Raw genomic sequence first — 21,192 nt, forward strand, 5'->3', positions numbered from 1 at the left:
TTTAAGTTTAGTTTAGAAGCCATGTCGAAAGATATGGCTTTTTGTGTTTTATGGTTGCGCATCGGCTCAACTTTTCGGTAGATGTATTCTACCGCTTACATTGGATGCTTTTCACTCAAATAACCCTTGAATGAAGCCTAAGTTTGTGTAAGAATTTAAAACAAAAACATTATGGCAAATCAACTTCTTATCAAAAACACCATGGCAGATATGCGGGCATTATCTGCAGCCGAAATTACAGCATTAACAAATGGAACCTATTCAGGTGTACAACTCCTAGGGTATTATCAGGCAGGGGACACTCCCGGTCCGATCGATTATTATATCTCGTTCACAACAGATCCCGATGATGGAGGGAGTGTGATCGAGTTAAGCACTATAAAGCTTCAACATGATTTTGTTGGAGAGGTGAATGTTCAATATTTTGGCACAAGAGGTAATTTTATTCTAGACGATACCCAGGCAATACAGAAGACGTTAACTTATGCCAATAAAGCTCATGTATCATCCGTTTATTTTCCTACAGGTCACTACCTCATCACTGATACTTTAATTCCGCCAACAGCATGTTTGATATATGGTGATGGAAATGGAAGTCATCTTGAATTTAAGCATGAGCGATTTTCAATTTCGAAGACCGTAAAATGGATGTTTAAACTATCCGATCACAAGAACATCTCATTTCATAATTTACAATTGGACGGAGGTGCTACAACGAACCGGTTTCCCATTTTACCTGAAAATCCTATCGGAGAGTGGGATGTAGACGGCGCAGAGTTTTTAATTTATTTCAAACCCATTTATGACGGCGCGGTGGATAATATCAACATTACCAATTGTTGTATTAAACGTTCATGGAGCTCCGGTATCCAAAGTTATGGTAGAGCGGCAGAACCTTACCCGCATCCATTGACTACAAATGTTCGTATTACAGATTGCTATTTTACCGAAACAGGTAATCACGGAGTTGGGTTTAATGAAGTAGCGAACGCTACGGTATCCAACAATAATTTTGTGAATGTAGGCCGAGTGATTCCCGAACCGACAAATCAGTACGGTAGTGGGCTGGCTGTTGACTGTTCGGGGGGATGTATAGATATCGTTGTGTCTAATAATACGGTTGACGGAGCTGGAGGGGGATTCAAATGTGAGAGCCATGTTGTTCCTGTAAGCCCTACTTTTCCAGATGGAATAAATTATTCACGCCGTATTATTTTCTCGAACAATACCATCAAGAATCTCTATTTAGATACTGCGATGAATACCACTAATTTTTTCATTATTTTCTATGGCATTAGATTGGCCGGCGATAATTGTATTGCATCCGATAATATCATTGTAAAACCACAGGGTCATGGTATTTTGATCTCAAGCAACGGTTCAAATTGTACGGTATCAAATAATAAGATCATTGAACCACAACGGACTGGTATTGAGGTGGGATCCAATTTGGGGTTTAATACGATTTTGGATAACCGAATTATAAAGTCAGTATTACAAGGTATTACGGTGAATGGAAGCAACACCTTGGTTAAAAATAATATGATCAATAATGCTGGCAATACTGGGATCAGGCTTTTGAATGGTAATAATTGTCAATTTATAGGTAATACAATTGTTGACTCAGTCGGTGACGGAATTAGCGTGATCCCTACTGGAACGTTTACGAGTGACAATATCGATGTTGTTGATAACATCTGTTATGATAGCCGTATTGGTGGAGATCGAACACAGACTAACGGGATTATTGCCAATGCTCCCTCGGTAACGAATGTCAAATCGATGAACAATAGATGCTTTAATAATATCAATACTCAAATCTCTGTAGCGAACAGTGCAAGGCGTAATCAGGAAATAGGTTCAAACGCATGGCAAACCCAAACAATTAATGGACTGGCAACAGTTTCAGGGACATGGCAAGTGGGCGATGTTCTCAAAAATGTTAATGCTGTGGTACAGCACTCGGATCCCCAGCTCAAATATACCTACGGCTGGTACAATAATGCTCCCGATGGGCGTAATTTTATACCATTTGGATTTTTGGGTGAATATGCTGGCGTTGGTAGCCCAGAGGGGGTAGTTGTAGCGAGGCAGGGGTCCAGATACAATGAAATTAATGAGGCTGGCGTATCATCCATTTGGATAAAAAGAACAGGGGGCGGAAATACAGGTTGGATAAGTATTTTTCAAAACGCTACAACAGCAGCGAAGGGCTTGGTTTCTCAGTCAACTTCCGTTACAAATAGTCTACTACCCAATGCTACAGACCTCAATTCTGTGATTGCTTTGACGAATGATTTAAAAACAATATTAAATGCTAAGTTGCAAGCAGATCGAAATAGCGGTCAACAAGCTATTTAGCCTGAAGGAAAGAAGGCCGTATCGCAATTATGGCCTTATTACTTTTATTTTAACCTCCCTATTCCCGCTATTCACCGAGTTTTCCCGAACGTTGGTCTAAAGTCAATAGGCTAGGGGCCTATTGTGTTGTAGTTTTGAGTCAACAAATAAGAACAACAGAACTAACACAATAAAATAAAGACATTATGAAAATGCTAGTAAAAACATTCGCAGCAGCAGCTTTAATCGCAGTATCTACATTTGCTATGGCAGCTGAAGGACCTGGAGCAAAATCGTCAAAAGCAAACGTTAGCCTTTCCACAGCAGATTTCGCTTTAGAACACTATGTTGCGGTAACTACGGAGGGAGAATCAGCAGGCGTAGAGCAGTTATTTGCAGCTGATTTTAATCAAAAGATCCAAGCTACCAATGCGCAGTCTAACCCCCGTAGCGAAGTGATTAAATCCTTGAAAAAACAAAAAGGAGAGAAGTTGAACTGTAGAGTGAGCACCGATGTCCTTGAAGAGTCAGCAGACTATATGTTGGCTAAAGTCACTTTGAAATTTGAAAACTTCACCAAAACAGATTTAGTTACTTTGGAGCGTGTAGGCAATGACTGGAAAGTATCCAAATCGATCAATCTGTATAAATAAGAGCCATCCCTAACAAATATATAAGTTGTGAAGCCACGTCGGAAGATGTGGCTTTTTTACGCTTTATGGTTGTCCATCGGCTCACTTTTCGGTAGTTGTATTCTACCGCTTACATTGGATGCTTTTCACTCAAATAGCCCTTGAATGAAGCCTAAGTTTGTGTAGGAATTAAAAACAACAACATTATGGCAAAACAATTTCTAATCAAAAAGACAATGGCAGATTTGCGCAACTTATGTGCATGTGAAATTGCCGAATTACAGGATGGTACTTATCTAGGCGTGCAACTTCTGGGTTATTATCAAGCAGGTGATACACCTGGTCCTATTGTTTACAGTTTATCAGAGACAACGGGTTCAGACGACGGCGGGAGTGTTGTCGCTACTGGAAGTATTAAGCTTGAACATAAATTTACTGGACCTTTAGACGTGCGATACTTTGGGGCACAAGTTGCAGCTAATATTAACGCTGTATTTGACAAAGCAAAATTGGTAACAAATCACTTGGTCATTGACGATCAATATAGCTTTACAACTGCATTAATAATCAATAAAAGCGATTTTAAGCTAGAACTAACTTCAAGGTGTGTTTTACAAAAAACGAGTTTGGCTAATGGAAATGGAATTGAAGTGGCCAATGCAACAACAGGTGTTGTAATTGTGGGACAAGGTACTATTCTTGGTAATATGAATTCGACGAGGGTTGGTTATGCCATTGCCATAGGAGATGTTGCGTCTAACGGAAGGGTAGAGGGGATTCGAATGGATGGATGGACAGGTGGGATATTGCTAAATTATAAAAATAGACGTTGGACGTTTACACTCAATTCCTTTTATAATATGATTTATGTACCAACAGTCAATGCAGGAGGTTATGGTATTGTTTTTCAGGAAAGCTATGATACTTTAACAACAGAAAATTATTTTGATGAGACAGTAGAACGTCATCATATTTACTACGCCATTAATACGGGACTTTCGACTAAGGGTGGAGAAAACCATGTGCTATCAAATAATGTATTCCGTATGCAAAACAAAACCGAATATTCTACGGGATTTGAGTATAGTGTTAAAATAATGGCTGCCAAAAATGTTACCTGTACAGGAAATGTTCTTGAAGGTGGAGTGGGAGGCTTTTGGATTACTTCTTTTTCGCCTAATGATGGAACAGATACCTTAGTAATAGATTGTGATACGATAAATATTACAGGAAACACTATAAGAGGTTTAAGAAAAGGAAATGCAGGCTACGGTGCTGCTATTGGCTCTCATGGTCCTTTTACCAAAACCCGGAATTTGGATATTATAACAAATACGATATCAGATTGTGAATGTGGAAGAGCAGATATCGATCTTGGCCGAGTTATTAATTGCAATATTGCTAATAACGTTATAGATGCTAAAGAGGGAACGAGTTTTGGTATATACTCAGATATTGTGATGCAGAACGTAAATATCGCAGACAATATTATCAGCAATCATCTAAGAGGTATTTATCTGCTTAAAAACTCGATGAATCAAGAGCTTCCATGCAAAAATATAAAGATTTCAAATAACCAAATCACCTCCGTTAACTTTTGTATTTTTCAACAAAATGGAAATTTTGAAAGCAATTTTGATATTCAGGGTAATAGTCTGGAAACGAGTTTAGGGGCGCCAATATATATCTTTAAGAATACGAAGGATCTGAAGATTAATGATAATATAATCAAGAATAAAAGCACGTCAAGCAACATTACTTTAGGTGCTGAACAGCTAGCTGATAGCTATATTTATGATAATGTTTTTATCGATAAACGTGAAATTGCAATTAACAATCAGGGCTCTGGTCTAGTACTCTATCCGATTAACATAAACAATATTGCTTGTAGATTAGCAGATGTGCCAACTACTTCATCCCGATCCTGGCTAATTGGAGATAAAGTTATAGCTATTAATCCGGTGAATAGCGATTGGGTAAGAATAACTAATGGCACTTCAAATGTTAAAGGAACCGATTGGATTATGGAACGGCCGAAAGCAGAGACGTCAATTTACGGCTCTGTGAAAGAGTCTTCTGCTGTACCAAATAGTATATTATCGGCTGCTACAGACCTCAATTCTGTGATTGCTTTGGCTAACGATTTAAAAACAATATTAAATGCTAAGTTGCAAGCAGATCGAAATAGCGGTCAACAAGCTAGTTAGCCTGAAGGGAATAAGGTCATATCACAATTATGGCCTTATTACTTTTATTTTCACCTACCCATTCCCACTATTCACCGAGTTTTCCTGAGCGTTGGTCTAAAGCCCGTAGGCTAAGGGCCTATTGTGTTGTAGTTTTGAGTCAACAAATAAGAACAACAGAACTAACACAATAAAATAAAGACATTATGAAAACTCTAGTAAAAACATTCACAGCAGCAGCCCTAATCGCAGTATCTACTTTCGCTATGGCAGCTGAAGGACCTGGAGCAAAAGCAACAAAAGCAAACGTTAACCTTTCTACAGCAGACTTTGCTTTAGAGCACTATGTTGCGGTAACTACGGAGGGCGAATCAGCAGGCTTAGAGCAGTTATTTGCAGCTGATTTTAATCAAAAGATCCAAGCTACCAATGCACAAAGTAACAGCCGTAGCGAAGTTGTTAAATCCTTGAAAAAACAAAAAGGTGAAAAGCTAAACTGTACAGTAAGCACAGATATCATCGAGGAATCGGCAGACTATATGGTCGCTAAAGTGACGTTGAAATTTGAAAACTTCACCAAAACAGATTTAGTTACTTTGGAGCGTGTGGGTAATGACTGGAAAGTATCCAAATCGATCAATTCATATAAATAAGAGCGATTTCAAATAAATATATATATGTTGTAAAGCCATATCGGGAGACGTGGCTTTTTTGTGTTTTATGGTCGCCCATCCGCACAACTTTTCGGTAGTTGTATTCTACCGCTTACATTGGATACTTTTCACTCAAATAGCACTTGAATGAGGTCTAAGTTTGTAAGATTTAAAAACAACAACATTATGGCAAATCAATTTCTTATCAAAAACACTATGGCAGATATGCGAGCATTATCTGCAGCTGAAATTACAGCATTAACAAATGGAACCTATTCAGGTGTACAGCTTCTAGGCTATTATCAAGCTGGAGATACGCCATGTCCGATTAATTACTATCTGTCATCAACAACAGATCCCGATGATGGAGGGAGTGTAATTGCGGTGGGTTCAATTAAATTACAAACGTCAAAAGAGAGTATTGATCTGAGCCATTTTGGAGCAATTGCTGACGGAGATGAAATTAACTATTCAGGCACGGATAATAAGCTAAAAATACTCAATGCTTTATCTTATATTTCAAAGGTTAAAGGACATCTTACCATAAACGGTAAATATTTTTCAAGCTCATTCGAAATCACTAACAGCAACCTGAATATTAAAGTAACAGCAGGGAGTTATCTTATTTTTAAGCCAAGTTATACAAACAGTCAAGATCGATCTTTAAAAATTACTGGAGGTGCCAGCAATATAAATATTGAGGGATACGGTGCAAAGTTTGTATCCCCCGAAGACTATGATAACCAGTTCAGACATGTTGTTACGTTATTGAACTGTATTGATGTCAATATCTCTGGCATAGAATGTATAGGTGGAGGCGGTGACGGTTGGTATATAGGGAATGATATCGCAGATCAGCTGCCAACAAATATCACTTTAACTGATATTAAGGCTACTAGAAGTAGAAGAAACGGTATTGGTTTTATCAATGGTCATAACGTAAGGATTATAAGACCCATTTGCAGAGACGTTAGAGGAACAGCTCCGATGGCCGGTATCGATATAGAAGCCAATGAAAAGGATATAGAAAAGATTTCTGGATTGAGGATAATAGACCCTGTAACAGAAAATAATGCTGTAGGTTTATTATTCACTATGGGTACATTTACTAAACAAGCCGCAAAATCAATGGACATTATCATTACAGGTCACCAGTCCATAAAGGATGATGTTGGTACCTATATCAATGGCTTTGGCTCGGCTAATCCTTGGATAAATAAATTAACGGGTTATATCAAATATCAGGGATCGATTATTAAATCGAAGAATGTAGGTCTATCCCTTTCGGCTTGGGATATTGATAAAGCGCCCCCTTTAGACATCGACGTATATATTGAAGATGCCGGAAATGGAGTGGTAGGTTCGGGGGCTGCGCAAGATTTACAACGAAGTCCGATTGTTATTTTTGCAAGCTATGATGCGACATTTGATATCGGCAACTTCAATATAAATGCAAAAATACGAGATACACGGACAACCCCATTGCATTATACGGGTGTTTATCTAGCCAACGATGTTAAAGCGATAAAAAATCTAAATATCCGTATTGATACCGATAATAGAAGAACTTCAGCTTATGATTTATTCTCCTATAATGGCACAACTACGGGGAATATAGCTTTTGTGAAACAGCCTGAGTACTCCATTTCATCTTTACTAAGCTTAGAAAATGTTTGTAAAACATTTGGTGGTAGGGTAATTATAAATACAGCAGGTACTCAGCAAATTCCACTTTCTTCTAACTGGATAGGAAGCATTTTGGAGTTCAAACAAAATATTGCTAATTCTACGAATATAAGTTGCCAAAATGGGGATTCTATGCTAATTGATGGCGCAAAAACAAACTATTTGGTCCTGACTGAGCAAGATCAGAGCATCAAATTGTTAGCTACAAAAGAAGGATGGCAATTGATCGGAGGCAATTTGATGCGCGCATCTACCTGGCCCAATAGACCAACAATAACTACTGGAACACTATTGTGGTTCAACAAGACGGATCAAAAGATTGTATTTTGGAATGGTACAACTTGGATTAACATAAACTAGAGTTAGATATCACCAGATGGATTTTCAAAGCTAGAATATTTCATTGTAAGAATTGTGATGTGAAGTTCAAAAAGAACTTCACATTTTTTATTTACCTGTTACTTTTGTCCATTCACCGAGTTTTACTGATCGTTGGTCTAAAGCCAATAGGCTAGGGGCGTATTGTGTTGTAGTTTTGAGTCAACAAATAAGAACAACAGAACTAACACAATAAAAAAGACATTATGAAAACGCTAGTAAAAACATTCACAGCAGCAGCTTTAATCGCCGTATCAACTTTCGCTATGGCAGCTGAAGGACCTGGAGCAAAAGCAATAAAAGTTAACATTAACCTTTCCACTGCAGATTTCGCTTTAGAGCACTATGTTGCGGTAACGACTGAAGGAGAATCAGCAGGAGTAGAGCAGTTATTCGCAGCTGATTTTAATCAAAAGATCCAAGCTACCAATGCGCAGTCTAACAGCCGTAGTGCCGTAGTTAAACTATTGAAAAAGCAAAAAGGAGAGAAGCTGAACTGCACAGTTAGCACTGATATTTTAGAAGAATCTGCAGATTATATGGTCGCTAAAGTAACCTTGAAATTTGAGAACTTCACCAAAACGGACTTAGTTACCTTGGAGCGTGTGGCTAATGACTGGAAAGTATCCAAATCAATTAATTCATATAAATAAATCTCAAGAACTAGTGCTCTGCGAAGCTATAGGTAGAGCACTAGTGAATCATATGTTTAAGTTTAGTTTAGAAGCCGGATTTTGAAATCTGGCTTTTTTACGTCAAAAGGGCCTGATTCTCATCAGACCCTTTCTCTTAGCGCTTATCTGTACAGTAATTTTTATGTTTCCTATCGTTTCCTCTTTTTTGTTTCGTCATCCAATGTTTTTAAAGACTATTGGATTTTCACTGTACGACGCCAATTTTTATGTTGAACCTTTCTTTCGAAAGGTAGCTTGTAGCCGTTTTGTATAGTAAGAACAGCTGTAGATTTGAAATAGTTTTATTGGAGTGATTTTTTTGATAACTTTAATCGAATATAGAGATACCGGGGAAGCTAATGATGGAATTCCCTATTATACAAATAGATTTTATTGAGTGGAATTTAGAGTTGATCACGGAGCTTTTGATGTTTGATGGTTACTATCATTCAAGTGATGATGATTTTTTTGATAAATACATTCTAAATAAAAGATTCGTAAGCTCCGATGGCATAATTTATATAGCGACCCATAAAACTAGAAGTACGGATTTTTTATCTCGAACTGGCTTAAGGTCAAAGTACAAAATCCACTTCAAAGATTCCGGAGCCCGATGGACGTTTTCTCAAACAAAAGAATTTTTTTACAACAGGATATTTACCATGAAAGAGGAATTTGCAAAAGAGAATTGGCTAAAAATAATTGACCGGTCAAATAGCATTAGAGATTTGATTGAAAGTCAGGATGATTGAAAACGGCTAGTTTTCTATAACTCAGCTATGGCTAAAGCTTATAATTTGATTCCCCAACAATTAGTGATTTTATTTAGACCTGCACTTTTGAAAAGGGGATGCTAGTTCCATTTGTTCAACATCGATCGATCACTATGGTTCGGCCTGAGCTATTATGGTTAGCAGTTTCTGTTTGTCCATGTTGTAAAATATAAAATTCTGATTTTAGCAATTATGAAAATCTGTTATTCGGATGAGTTTAAATAACTTTTATAGGAGTCTTGTTCGTACTTGCTTCGTACAGCCTTCGGATTAGGTCGGGGAGGGTTCTATTGTTGACCAGTATCTGAACAGTTTTTCCCTGTACAGAGACTGGACAAGGTCTGTTGGGTGTCTGTACAATATCTATTGATGATCCGAACGTGGTACGAATCTGATACGAAGCAGACTTACCTACCTATTCCCGTCATTCACCGAGTTTTCCTGATCGTTAGTCTAAAGCCGATAGGCTAGAAGCGTATTGTGTTGTAGTTTTGAGTCAACAAATAAGAACTAAAAAACTAATACTATAAAAAAAGACATTATGAAAACGCTAGTAAAAACATTCGCAGCAGCAGCCTTAATCGCAGTATCTACTTTAGCTATGGCAGCTGAAGGACCAGGAGCAAAAGCAACAAAAGCAAACGTTAACCTTTCTACAGCAGACTTGGCTTTGGATCATTATGTTGCGGTCACAACAGAGGGCGAATCAGCAGGAGTGGAGCAGTTATTTGCAGCTGATTTTAAACAAAAGATCCAAGCTGCCAATGCACGGTCTAACAGCCGTAGTGCGGTAGTTAAACTATTGAAAAAGCAAAAAGGCGAAAAGCTGAACTGTACAGTAAGCACTGATATCCTTGAAGAATCGGCAGACTATATGGTGGCTAAAGTGACGTTGAAATTTGAGAACTTCACCAAAACAGATTTAGTTACCTTGGAGCGTGTGGGTAATGACTGGAAAGTATACAAATCGATCAATTCGTATAAATAGTAAATAGAATTTAAATAATTAGTGGTTTGCCAGTAATAAAAGACAAACCACTAGTGAATCATCTGTTTATTTATGGCCATGTCGGGAGATGTGGCTTTTTGCTTTTTAGGCGTGCCTTTCGTCTAGACTTTTCGGTAGTCGTATTCTACCGCTTACATTGGGAGCTTTTCACTTAAATAGCCCTTGAATGAAGCCTAAGTTTGTGTAAGATTTAAAGAAATAACATTATGGTAAATCAACTTCTTATTAAAAATACGATGGAAGATATGCGTGCGCTATCTGCAGCTGAAATTACGGGATTGACAAACGGAACCTATTCAAGTGTACAGCTTTTAGGCTATTATCAGGCAGGAGATACGCCTGCTCCAATCTATTACTATTTATCTTCGGCAACAGAACCCGATGATGGGGGGAGCGTTATCGAAACAGGTGGGATTAAATTGGAACACAAATTTGGAAGTTATATAGATGTTAGATATTACGGTTGCATATTAGATGGTGTAACTGATAATTTGGTGCAATTTCAAAATTGTCTCAATAAGCAGGCTATTATTTATATCCCCAAGGGAAGATTGGCAGTTTCAGATAGCCTTTTTTTAAAGAGTAATAGTAGTATTTTGGGAGAAGATAAACATTCTTCTACAATAATGTGGAAAGACAATTCTGTTTCACCTGGTCAAACAACTGATGAGAACTATTTATTAAGAGCAATAGCTATTTCTCATTTTACGATTGAAAATATAAATCTAGACGCCAATGGTTTCAATCAAGTCAATATTTTTAGAAATTCTATTCTGGAACTCAGAGAGTCTTGTAATGACATTAAGATAAGCGATGTTTTTTTTAGAAATGCATTTGATACTTTATCTTACGGTGGTTTCGGCTTGGTATCCTGGTATGGAGGTGCCGATAATGTTTCTATTAATAATGTCTATTTTGATAAAATAGGCCAATCTGATTTAGGAATATTTGAGGGAGAAAATTGGCAAGTAAATGGTCTGTATTCGACGAATAATAATTATATGTCGATAAATATAGAAACTTCAAATCTGTCAAAATATCTTAGAAATATTAATATCGTAAATGTAATAGCTCAAGATTGTAAAAGAAGTATTATTTCACTTATTTATAATTCAGTCTCCGCTGGTACAATGGAGAATATAAATATATCAAATGTTATAGGGATTAGAGTATCTAAGGGAGACAATCAAGTAGGATGTATACGTTTTAGAGGTGGAAAATCTATTAATTTGAGCAATGTGACATTGTCGGATTCAGGAGGAACGGGAATACGAATGACTGTAGATTCTGGTCAGTCCGTAGAAGATGTTAATATTAGCAATGTTATAATTAATAATATAACATCATCCCAAGGAGGCATGGGCATTTCAATAGAAGGGACAGAAACCGTTCCTTGCAAAAACCTTACATTGACTGGCATAAAAATAATAGGAGCCGTTAGTACAGGAATAAGCTGTAGTAATACTATCAATTCCACTTTTAAAGATATACTCGTTCAACAACCCAAATTGATAGTAAGGGGTTTTCAGCTAAATAATTCAAAAAATATTAATATAGCTGATTGTAAAACTGTTGGTATTCAGGCTACTGGTATTGGGATTACTGGATGCGAGAATGTAATTTTAAATAATAACAATATTACAGATGCCACTGGAATAGCAATTTATATTGCTGGTGCCAGTAATAATATCGTTGTATCAAATAATATAGTAAGTGATTCTAGAAATACAAAATTATCGACGGTGGGACTGAGACTAGAGACATCGACAAGCTCTCCAAGAATTTCAATTATTGGAAATAATTTTTACGGTATTAATAATCCTGTTGACGGAAACATTATTAGTATCGCGAGCAATATAATACAAGATAACATTGTTCAAATGGGTAACTCCTCTGCGACTCCGTTTAGATCTGGAAGTATCACATTAAAAGGCTTATTAAATCAATCATTTAAGTCTTTAGATATTGCTACAGAGTTAAGTGCTGTGTATACACAATCAGAAGTTCAAGCTATTCTAACGGAACTCAGAGATTTGAAAAACAAGCTTCGATCCGCGGGGATAGTAGCTACTTAATCAATCTCTCTGTCGGATATTAGTGTTATGTCGCCAAGAAAATAAGATCATTGCTAATGCTATTGTTGTAATATAGCATTAGCACTATCCGATTTAAGTCAGTCTAAGAAATCTCTATATTCCAAAACATTCCTTTTAATCTGTTTTTGATCAAAACTAATGTCTCTAAAATCTGGATATCGGAAGGAAGATCACCATGTACAACAGCGCTAAATTCGGTATTGTAAACTTGACTAAAGTGAATTATCCAGTTACCTGGCAATTTATCAAAGAATAAACTTTCTATAGGATGATGCTTGAGCCATATATTATTATTTCTCAGGCTTTTTGAATCTCTGATGGCGACGTTCATCATCATTTTTAAAAACTCATCTGATTGAAGGAAAAACTTAAATTCCTCATATTGGAGTAATTGATGGAGGTCATAAGTATGTTTGATCTTTTTAACTAGATTGGGGATAGGAACGTCCGAATAGGAACAACGGACAAGACTCATAATTTTTTCGCAGAATGTTCTGAACGGATCTAGTACATTTATGTCAATTGGAAATAGCAGAAATTGTTCCACGAGGGCATTTTGTCCGTTATTTTTTAAAGCATTACCAATAATCGAATTACATGAACGTTTGCTGTATGGTTTGAATTCACCCAACCAGCTATAGTCGATAACGACAAGATTATTCTTTGGGCAGTATTTACTGTCACTAGGCTTCCAATAAGAATGTGCAGTTTTACGGTTCATTCCCATTTTTCTTGTTAGCCCATCTATTGCAATTTCGGGAAGATCCTTTGAAAGGATACTATTTATTTTTTTTAATTTCGACTTTAACTTACTGTCTGTTTCACCGTCCTTTCTCGCAACAACAAAATCAATGTCGTCAGGAGCTCTTTTAACGAGCTCAAAACATTTCGACAGTGCAGTCCCACCTTTTAATATGATATCATCACTCAATTTATTTTGTTGGAGTACATGTATTGCGAATATTTGCCAATAGTCTTTTTCTACATAGCTTGAATTTATGTTAAGCAGATTTGCAGTTGCATTGATTACTTCGGTAAACCGTAGGACATTTTTGTGTAGGAGCATATCAAGAAAAATTTAATCCGCACCCCATTTCTATTGAATGGATTATTAATGTTTTTGAAAATTACTTCAATTAACTCTATGACTAAATATTTGTTTTAGTTATATTGGTAATATTAAGCCTGTTTTTGGACTAAATGACCTTTTTCCAAACTCTAATTTAACCGATAATATATTTTAATGTTTATGGAGCGTAAATCTATTTTTAGATATCGTGATCTGATAGCCTGTCTTCCTGTTAATGAACAAGCCTTCGATGTTAAGGCAAGCAATTGGGTAAAACAATTGGAGGATCACGATTTTATACAATTGTTCGGAGATAATCTTTCTATAACGTTGAGTAGACGAGATATTAAAGAGACAACTGAAATTTACTTAGTCGTTCTTAAGACAATTTTATGGGGATATTCGGCCGGTATGAGAGGGAAACATTTCTTTAACATATATAAAGATCAGATGGAGTCGATATGTTCTATATTAAGGAGTATTGAAAGTTCATGTTCACCCGAGACTTTTGAAGAAGCTCACAAAGAACTTGGAAAAATTAGAAGTCTGGGTTTGTCAACCTATTCGAAACTCTTATATTTTCTGGGAGTATCATTGGTTGATGGAGGTTCCGCACTAATTTTGGACGAAAGAATTATTCGCATTTTCAGAAGTCAAAAATTTGAAGAGTTTAATAGCTTCAATAAGATTTCGGTCGAAAACGGGTATCGCTACTACTTAAATTATATTCAAAAGATACATGAACTTGCGAAGCAGATGCAAGTTAAGGAGGATCAAATAGAACTATTTCTTTTTACTTTCGGCAATAACCTTAAATAATCGTCCTTTCATTCCCAAACAATATTTCGGATATTTGGACAAAGGCCAGTTTTTAGTTAAAAGATTTTATCATGTCAGATATTCATCAGTTAATAGCACAGATCAGAGCATTTAGAGATGCAAGAGATTGGGAGCAGTTTCACAATTCCAAGGATCTTGCGGTGGCATTGAGCATTGAAGCTTCCGAGCTCCTGGAGCTTTTCCTTTGGAAAGGGAATGAGGATGCTAATCCTGAAAAGTTAAAGAACGAGCTTGCCGATGTGCTCATGTATGCATTATTACTTGCCGATAAGCACGGACTTGATATTAAGCAGATCGTTGAGGACAAGATGAAACTTAACAACGAAAAATACCCCGTCGAAAAAGCCAAGGGAACCGCAAAGAAATATAACGAACTGTAGCATTAGATCCATTATTTATGAATCCAATTAAATTAGAAGACATCGAGATATTGAAAGTCGATAGAAACGGTAAGTTCAACCATTTGGATAATAGCGATCTTGATTTCTACAACAGCGCATTGGTGTATATCCTCAATGATAAAAAGTCTATTTATATCGGAGAAACTGTGAATGTGCTGAATCGTTTTGCAAATCATAACGGTCACGAGATTAAGAAGATGTTGTTAAATAAACATGTTATCCATTCAAACTTTTTCAATAAGTCCGTGACCTTACATTTAGAGTCATTTTTGATTAATCTATTTTCGGCTGTTAAACCGTTAAAACTGCTCAATATAAATTTACACAACTCTGGGCATTCTTATTATGATAAGCAAGCTTACGAAGAGTTATTTCCTGCTATTTGGGCCAAACTTGAAGAGCTTAAGATTGCCAAGACATCTTTTGAAGAGATCATCAACAGTAATATATTCAAGTATTCTCCCTATAAGAGCTTAAATAGAGACCAACAAGCTGCGGTCATAGCAATACTCGAAAGTCTGACATCAGATAAAAAAGGGATACTTATCCAAGGAAATGCGGGGACTGGTAAGACGGTGATTGCTAGTTACGTTATTAAGCTATTGGTTACTCCAATTCGATATTTCGAACAATTTGAGATGGAGGATGAATTCTCTGAACATGCATACAATCTACTGAAACAATTTCGTCTTCAAAATGGAATCGATGAAAGCAATGAGGAAAAGTTGAAAGATGAGATTGCTCTCGTTATTTCAATGACTTCTTTGCGGGGGACTATTCGTACTGTTTTTGGACATATAGATCAGTTGAATCCAAAGATGGTTATTTCACCAACTGATATTTCTAAGCGGAAATATAGAATTGTTCTAGTCGATGAAGCTCATCGATTAAAGCAGCGTAAAAATCTATCTGGGTACGGTGATTTTGACAAAAGCAATGCACGTCTTGGGTTGGAAAAGTTTGAAGGCACAGAATTGGATTGGGTTATGCACCAATCTGAACATCAGATTTTTTTCTATGACAGAAATCAATCGATCAAGCTATCAGATGTTGCAGATTCACGTTTTGAAGCATTAGAGAAATCTAACCAGTACCGGAATTTTCAATTGCATACCCAAATCCGTTCAAAAGGAGGGAATCTATTTACTGATTTTGTGAATAGGCTTTTTGCTCTAGAGCTGGCAGAGGGGGAGACTTTTGAATCTGACGAATTTGAATTCAAGCTCTTTGACAGCTTTGTTGAGATGAGAAATCAGATTCGGGAGAAAAATAAAGAGATGGGGCTGGCCCGACTAGTTGCTGGCTTTAGCTGGAAATATAAAACCAGAGCCAAGAAGAATCGGAATCTATATGATATGGAGATTGAGGGAGTCAATTTGCGTTGGAACTCAACCGGAAAAGACTGGATCAATTCTAAAAAGGCGATTGATGAAGTCGGAAGTATCCATACCGTCTTTGGTGCTGATCTTAATTACATTGCTATTGTGTTTGGAGAGGAGATCGATTATGATCCCGTTCAAGATAAGATTTTTATTATTCGTGATAAATACCAAGATGCGAACGGTAAAAATAGTACCGATGATAGTACCTTGGATTTTTATGTGAAAAATATTTACAAGACTATGATATTTAGGGCTATCAATGGGGTTTATCTCTATACTAGTAACCCTAATTTCAAGGCTTATTTGGAGCGTTATGTAATGAAAACCGGAAAATAGCTTAATTGTCAAGAATATCTGAAACCTAAGAGTGTAAATATCAATGGATTTAACATGATAATAAATTTCTAAATTGCCGATAGGCAGGGGGTAATTTCTTTATAGTTAGGTTTTTATATTTTTATTTTTTAATACTTACTAAAGGTAATAAGTTTGTATATGAATAAATATAGATGATGGTTTTAAAGATATTTCCTATGATATTTTCATATATACTGGGTAAATTTTAAATATAATAATATTAGAATGAATGTAAGTTTGGATACCATATTAGCAATAGTAGGAATTGCGCTTTCAGGTTTATTAGGATATCTAGGAATAAAATATACTTTTAGATTCCGTAATAAGACCGAGATAATCTTTTTAAAAAATGCAAGTATTTCATTGTTTGAAACAATTGTGAAAAACATAGATGATATTGAAATAAAATATCTAGGAAGAAAAGTTGATGAAAATTTGGTGCTATTTAAGGGTACCTTTTTTAACCTTGGAAATGTTGATATTGAAAAATCTATAATTCATAAACCTTTGGAGCTTGTATTGCCCGAGAATTACAATTGGGTGATGTGTAAAATAATAGATTCTTCAAATGGATTGGAAATCTCATGTAATTTGATTGATAATAAGGTTGTATTTCAGTGGGATCTATTGAAAGATGGAGAATATTTTACATTTGATTGCCTTGTAGAGCAGAAATTTGAGAATGATAATTTACAATTGCACGATATAAAAAAGGAAATTTTTAATGATTTTAAAGTAAACCATAGAATAACAAATTTAAAAGACATTAAGAAGGAAAGTACTTTTCCAAAACCTATTAACTTGGTAAGTTTATTTTTTATGTCTGTTGTTCTTTTTTTTGTTGTTTGTCTATTTTCATATTATTCCTTTGGACAATTACTTTTTCCAAAATTTGAATTGTTAACGGAGGTTAATTTACATCAGAAAAATACTTTTGTAAAATTTATCGCAGAAAATGAAAATATCGTAAAACTGTTAGATATAGATAATAATATAGTTGCAAAATACCCCAGGGAGCAACTATCGAGTATAAAGGGAAATTCTACAAGGATATATAAAGCAGAAATTAGCTATTGGCAGTTATATATATTTGGATTTATCTCGCTAGCTTACCTTTTCATTTGGATAATTCTTGTTTTTTCAGTTATTCGTTCTAGCAGTCTTTACAAGAAGATAAGGGATGTCGCTGAAAAATATAATACTCCGGATAAGGGGAGAGAATTAGGAGTAAGCTTATTGGAAATTATCTTGAAATAAAGACGTCTTGATGGAAAGGGAATGTAAAGCGAACTGTGGCACTTTGTAAGTACCCCATTTTTCCGACAGCTAAGATTGGGCTTTTCTAATTTACGTTACTAATTGATTTATTTGTTGTTTGTGTCTAATATTTTTTGATAATTCCGTTGGTGTGAGATTCCCCTGCCCTTCATGGGGTCTGTTGTTATTATACATAAAGTCCATGCTCCATTTTTGATTAATGCTGACCTGTTGTTCCAAAGGCTGTTTCTTCCGAACAGGTAGACGACGTTTGCCACGCCTTTTCTTGTTCATATTTAGTAGCTTATATACCCGATAAACTTTTTTATGATTCCAGGGCTTCCCCGCTCTGTGCAGATAAGCGTAAAGTTTTCGGAATCCATATACAGGATGTTTGGTGGAACGATCATCTAATGCAGAGATGACAGCACTGTCATTTTTCTTACTAACATAGTAATATTGTGAACGGCACATACCCGTCAATTTGCAGGCTCCGGTGACACTCAAACCGTGATCTAGGACAATCTCCTGGGGTAACTGTTTTTGCTGCCGGAGCCCCAACCTTTTTTTGTGATGACTTCTTTTAGGATATCATGGTTCATACTCAGTTCGGCAAACATCTTTTTCAAGTGTGCATTTTCTTCCTCAAGTTCCTTTAGGCGTTTGACATCAGAGGCTTCCATGCCTCCGTAGCGGCTCTTCCAATTATAAAATGTGGCCCTGCTAATTTCCAGCTCACGGCAGATCTCTTCGGTCTTTCGGCCTTCTTCGCTCTCTTTGAGTGCTCGAACAATCTGTGTTTCTGTAAAACGTGTTATTACTTAAATCTAAACATTTATGTCCAGTTTTAAGCTGTTGGATTTTTTTGGACACTTACAAAAAGATACAGATAAAAATGCTATAGTATTATTTTATGACCATTGGGAGAGTAAAACAGAGCTTGATTTTATATCTTCGAGTTTAAAGACCACTAAAATTTAGTTTATTTATACTCTCGTTTCAGAAAAGCAAATAATGCCCCCAATGAATAGAGCAATGAAAGAAAGAATGCAAAACCTAGGTAAATTATAAATATTCTTAAAGTTATGGCTACTATAGCGTTAAGTGCAAGAAAGCTTGATTTAAAGTCAATCTGTTGGATTGAGCCAGCGAATTTAAGCGAAGATATATCTAGAGACATGTAATCAGGAAATACCAGTATCAATAACATTAGAGCGATCAATACCGTTGATACTAGAAGGTTTTTTCCTGTTATAAAAGTAAATTGACGGATAAAATTTTTAATTTTTTTATCTTCTATTTCTTGTGATTGCATAGCTTTTTCGCCAAGCTTTGGTATTGCTAGAAATCTGCCATAAATAGTAATTATTAGCGATGAGAATAGGCCAATAAATATTGATAATGCAGCAATAGCATAACCAACGGCATCTTTATCGATTCCTTTTTTGAGAAAAAGACAAATCAAAATAGTTGGTGTTAAAAGTATCGATCTTTTGATCCAAGAGTAGTTTCCAATTTGCTTATCTGTCGCTGGTGAATTTTGGTTTAGTAAGTCGCTAAACTCCCACTTACGTCCTTCCTTCAAAAGTACTCTTAAATAATTTGTTATTTTAAGATAGCTCATTGTTTTCAGGATAGACTTCTACTTTTATTTCTTCAAGTAAGTTTAGACAATAATCATGCAAACTTTTCCAATCTGGTGTTTCATCATCTTGGAGCTTGATTCTGTCTTTTAAATATATAGTAGGCTTAATATTAATGTCACTGTCAAGCTCAAATGAGCTCTGGTGGCTACCATTATACAATACACCTATCTGCCTATTAAAATCTTCTAAAGACAATGGATTATCCCTTTTACCAAATGCGAGTTCGCGAACTGTATTCACAAGAGCATTCAGTTTGGAAATTTTTTTCCCTTCGTCTTTGGTTCTAACTGAAATATTAATAGAAAATTCTTCGGTTGAGATCCCGTCCTCAGTTTCGATATCTGATATTAAGATATCTTTTGTAAACTTCAATTCCTTTACTGCGCTTGATTCTTTAAATTCATCTTGAAGTTTGGTTGGACAATAAGTATCTATAGTTGGCTTGAAATAGCCTTTACCACTCAGATTATCTTTTAACCAATTTAAAAAAACGTCATTGATTTGATCGTCTGTGTAGCTTTGGATCATCAATATACCTTTATTACTCTTAAATGGAGTATACAAAAGAAAGTAGAAGGTATCCATCACTATATCTGTTTGGGCAACTTTGGTATATTTCTTTTTCGGATTGTTCGTATATCCAATTGATCTGTTTTGACCGTATCGTCCTCCTTTTATGGTACCGTGAATAATTTGCTTAGTGGATGCTATTTTGATCGACTTTTCGATAGGGTTTGTTGACTCATCTATTCTTAAGCCCTTTTTGTTTGTGTTATTTAATACAAAGTTGGTATCTATGGAAGTGATAAGTGTCTGCAAAAGTTTTTTAAATCCTTCAGCATAAGTAAGAGATTCTTCATTGGTTGAGAAATTGTCAAGTAAGAAATTTCCGAAAGACGGATGTTCCGTTGTAGGAAATGGTTTTGTATAAATTTTATATACTTCTAATTTAGGTTCATGTGCCATTAAAACTTGGTTTGATGTGTAAATTTCTATTTGCAACGAGTGGGATATAGCGGTTGGTTAATAATTTTGCTATAGACTTTTATTTTGAATTTCTGACCTTATTTCATTCAAAGCATCAGGAATTTTGCGAAGTTGTTTTAAAGTCTCTGATAACTCTGTTTGATAGAGCATTGTTTTTTTGTATCCTATTAATGAAATGGTGAATTTCTCTTTTCTATAATATTTTCCGTTCCTATCTAGTGAATAATTTATAATACCAGAATATGTCAAATCTCTTTTTTTAGCATAGAAATCGACTGTGCTATCTATAAAGAAGTTAAGTGTTTGATTTTTATTAATAACAGGAATCTGATTTTGTTGATCCGTCAAAACATTGAAAGGGGAATCATCTCTTTGAATTAATATAATATCCCAGTCTATTGAAACATTGAATGCGGGGCTGTTTCCATAGTTTGAGAGTATCAATTGTAAGATTCTGGGCCTGCTTTTAACATCAAAATCAATGACTAATTGGGGATTATTTAGGGCTTCCTGTCTTTGAAAAACTTCAAATGCAATCCAAAAGGATGCTAGAGCAACAATGGTAGATATGGCAGCTACTAATGTTGTTATATCATTTTTTTTGAAATTAATATAACAAAGTACACATGCTATAATTGTAAAAGCGATAATAATAAGTCTTCCTGTTATTTTCATTTATAGCTTAAAAAAGTGTTTATAAATATCAATACAATATTTGCTGTAATTTATGGACATATTAATTTTTATTATTCAGTGTTTCTATTACCAACCAATTTTTTACTCTTCATTCTCCGTAATCGTAACTCCATTTTTATCTTTCCATGCT

The 21,192-nt window shown here is 35.6% G+C and carries 19 protein-coding genes; 13 read left to right on the forward strand and 6 right to left on the reverse strand.

The window, feature by feature from the left end; all coding sequences use genetic code 11:
• Positions 1-171: 171 nt before the first annotated feature.
• The 9 genes from AAH582_RS06285 to AAH582_RS06325 all read left to right on the forward strand — a co-directional run bounded on the left by AAH582_RS06285 (position 172) and on the right by AAH582_RS06325 (position 12,406).
• Entirely contained in the window at positions 172-2,361 is a 2,190-nt protein-coding gene (locus AAH582_RS06285; protein WP_343321548.1) for a right-handed parallel beta-helix repeat-containing protein, read from the forward strand.
• 185 nt (positions 2,362-2,546) lie between these two features.
• A complete protein-coding gene (locus AAH582_RS06290; protein WP_343321549.1) occupies positions 2,547-2,993 on the forward strand; it encodes a nuclear transport factor 2 family protein in 447 nt (148 codons plus the stop codon).
• Positions 2,994-3,178: 185 nt separating this feature from the next.
• A complete protein-coding gene (locus AAH582_RS06295; RefSeq protein WP_343321550.1) occupies positions 3,179-5,179 on the forward strand; it encodes a hypothetical protein in 2,001 nt (666 codons plus the stop codon).
• A 185-nt stretch (positions 5,180-5,364) separates the two neighbouring features.
• Positions 5,365-5,811 carry a nuclear transport factor 2 family protein gene (locus tag AAH582_RS06300; RefSeq protein ID WP_343321551.1) on the forward strand — a complete coding sequence of 149 codons (447 nt, stop codon included), beginning with the start codon at positions 5,365-5,367 and terminating at the stop codon, positions 5,809-5,811.
• Positions 5,812-5,997: 186 nt separating this feature from the next.
• Positions 5,998-7,857, forward strand: coding sequence for a hypothetical protein (locus tag AAH582_RS06305; RefSeq protein ID WP_343321552.1), 1,860 nt, complete (start codon positions 5,998-6,000; stop codon positions 7,855-7,857).
• A gap of 224 nt (positions 7,858-8,081) precedes the next feature.
• On the forward strand, positions 8,082-8,528 hold the full coding sequence (locus AAH582_RS06310; RefSeq protein ID WP_343321553.1) for a nuclear transport factor 2 family protein: 447 nt from the start codon (positions 8,082-8,084) through the stop codon (positions 8,526-8,528).
• A gap of 380 nt (positions 8,529-8,908) precedes the next feature.
• Positions 8,909-9,301 (forward strand): hypothetical protein, encoded by a 393-nt coding sequence (locus tag AAH582_RS06315; RefSeq protein WP_343321554.1) that lies wholly within the window; start codon positions 8,909-8,911, stop codon positions 9,299-9,301.
• Positions 9,302-9,863: 562 nt separating this feature from the next.
• Complete coding sequence (locus tag AAH582_RS06320) at positions 9,864-10,310, forward strand: nuclear transport factor 2 family protein (RefSeq protein WP_343321555.1); 447 nt, start codon at positions 9,864-9,866, stop codon at positions 10,308-10,310.
• A 227-nt stretch (positions 10,311-10,537) separates the two neighbouring features.
• Positions 10,538-12,406 carry a right-handed parallel beta-helix repeat-containing protein gene (locus tag AAH582_RS06325; protein WP_343321556.1) on the forward strand — a complete coding sequence of 623 codons (1,869 nt, stop codon included), beginning with the start codon at positions 10,538-10,540 and terminating at the stop codon, positions 12,404-12,406.
• 103 nt (positions 12,407-12,509) lie between these two features.
• On the opposite strand, the gene AAH582_RS06330 is transcribed toward AAH582_RS06325, so the two are convergent.
• Entirely contained in the window at positions 12,510-13,493 is a 984-nt protein-coding gene (locus tag AAH582_RS06330; RefSeq protein ID WP_343321557.1) for a nucleotidyl transferase AbiEii/AbiGii toxin family protein, read from the reverse strand.
• A gap of 183 nt (positions 13,494-13,676) precedes the next feature.
• Between AAH582_RS06330 and AAH582_RS06335 the strand changes: the two genes are divergently transcribed.
• From AAH582_RS06335 to AAH582_RS06350, 4 genes are all read left to right on the forward strand, one after another.
• Entirely contained in the window at positions 13,677-14,315 is a 639-nt protein-coding gene (locus AAH582_RS06335) for a hypothetical protein (RefSeq protein ID WP_343321558.1), read from the forward strand.
• A 71-nt stretch (positions 14,316-14,386) separates the two neighbouring features.
• Complete coding sequence (locus tag AAH582_RS06340) at positions 14,387-14,716, forward strand: nucleotide pyrophosphohydrolase (RefSeq protein ID WP_343321559.1); 330 nt, start codon at positions 14,387-14,389, stop codon at positions 14,714-14,716.
• A 17-nt stretch (positions 14,717-14,733) separates the two neighbouring features.
• Positions 14,734-16,455 (forward strand): DNA/RNA helicase domain-containing protein, encoded by a 1,722-nt coding sequence (locus AAH582_RS06345; protein ID WP_343321560.1) that lies wholly within the window; start codon positions 14,734-14,736, stop codon positions 16,453-16,455.
• Positions 16,456-16,701: 246 nt separating this feature from the next.
• Positions 16,702-17,733 carry a hypothetical protein gene (locus tag AAH582_RS06350; protein WP_343321561.1) on the forward strand — a complete coding sequence of 344 codons (1,032 nt, stop codon included), beginning with the start codon at positions 16,702-16,704 and terminating at the stop codon, positions 17,731-17,733.
• Positions 17,734-17,823: 90 nt separating this feature from the next.
• Here the strand turns inward: AAH582_RS06350 and AAH582_RS06355 are convergent, their stop codons facing one another.
• The 5 genes from AAH582_RS06355 to AAH582_RS06375 all read right to left on the reverse strand — a co-directional run bounded on the left by AAH582_RS06355 (position 17,824) and on the right by AAH582_RS06375 (position 21,041).
• Positions 17,824-18,207: an IS3 family transposase gene (locus AAH582_RS06355; RefSeq protein WP_343322349.1), complete on the reverse strand. Its 384-nt coding sequence runs from the start codon at positions 18,205-18,207 to the stop codon at positions 17,824-17,826.
• A 41-nt stretch (positions 18,208-18,248) separates the two neighbouring features.
• Positions 18,249-18,551, reverse strand: coding sequence for a transposase (locus AAH582_RS06360; protein ID WP_343322350.1), 303 nt, complete (start codon positions 18,549-18,551; stop codon positions 18,249-18,251).
• Positions 18,552-18,715: 164 nt separating this feature from the next.
• Positions 18,716-19,357 (reverse strand): hypothetical protein, encoded by a 642-nt coding sequence (locus tag AAH582_RS06365; protein WP_343321562.1) that lies wholly within the window; start codon positions 19,355-19,357, stop codon positions 18,716-18,718.
• Positions 19,344-20,345 carry a hypothetical protein gene (locus AAH582_RS06370; RefSeq protein WP_343321563.1) on the reverse strand — a complete coding sequence of 334 codons (1,002 nt, stop codon included), beginning with the start codon at positions 20,343-20,345 and terminating at the stop codon, positions 19,344-19,346. The genes AAH582_RS06365 and AAH582_RS06370 overlap by 14 nt, the downstream gene beginning before the upstream one ends.
• Positions 20,346-20,414: 69 nt before the next feature.
• Complete coding sequence (locus AAH582_RS06375; RefSeq protein ID WP_343321564.1) at positions 20,415-21,041, reverse strand: hypothetical protein; 627 nt, start codon at positions 21,039-21,041, stop codon at positions 20,415-20,417.
• Positions 21,042-21,192 lie beyond the last annotated feature (151 nt).

This window comes from Sphingobacterium multivorum, from assembly GCF_039511225.1.
Classification (GTDB): Bacteria; Bacteroidota; Bacteroidia; order Sphingobacteriales; family Sphingobacteriaceae; genus Sphingobacterium.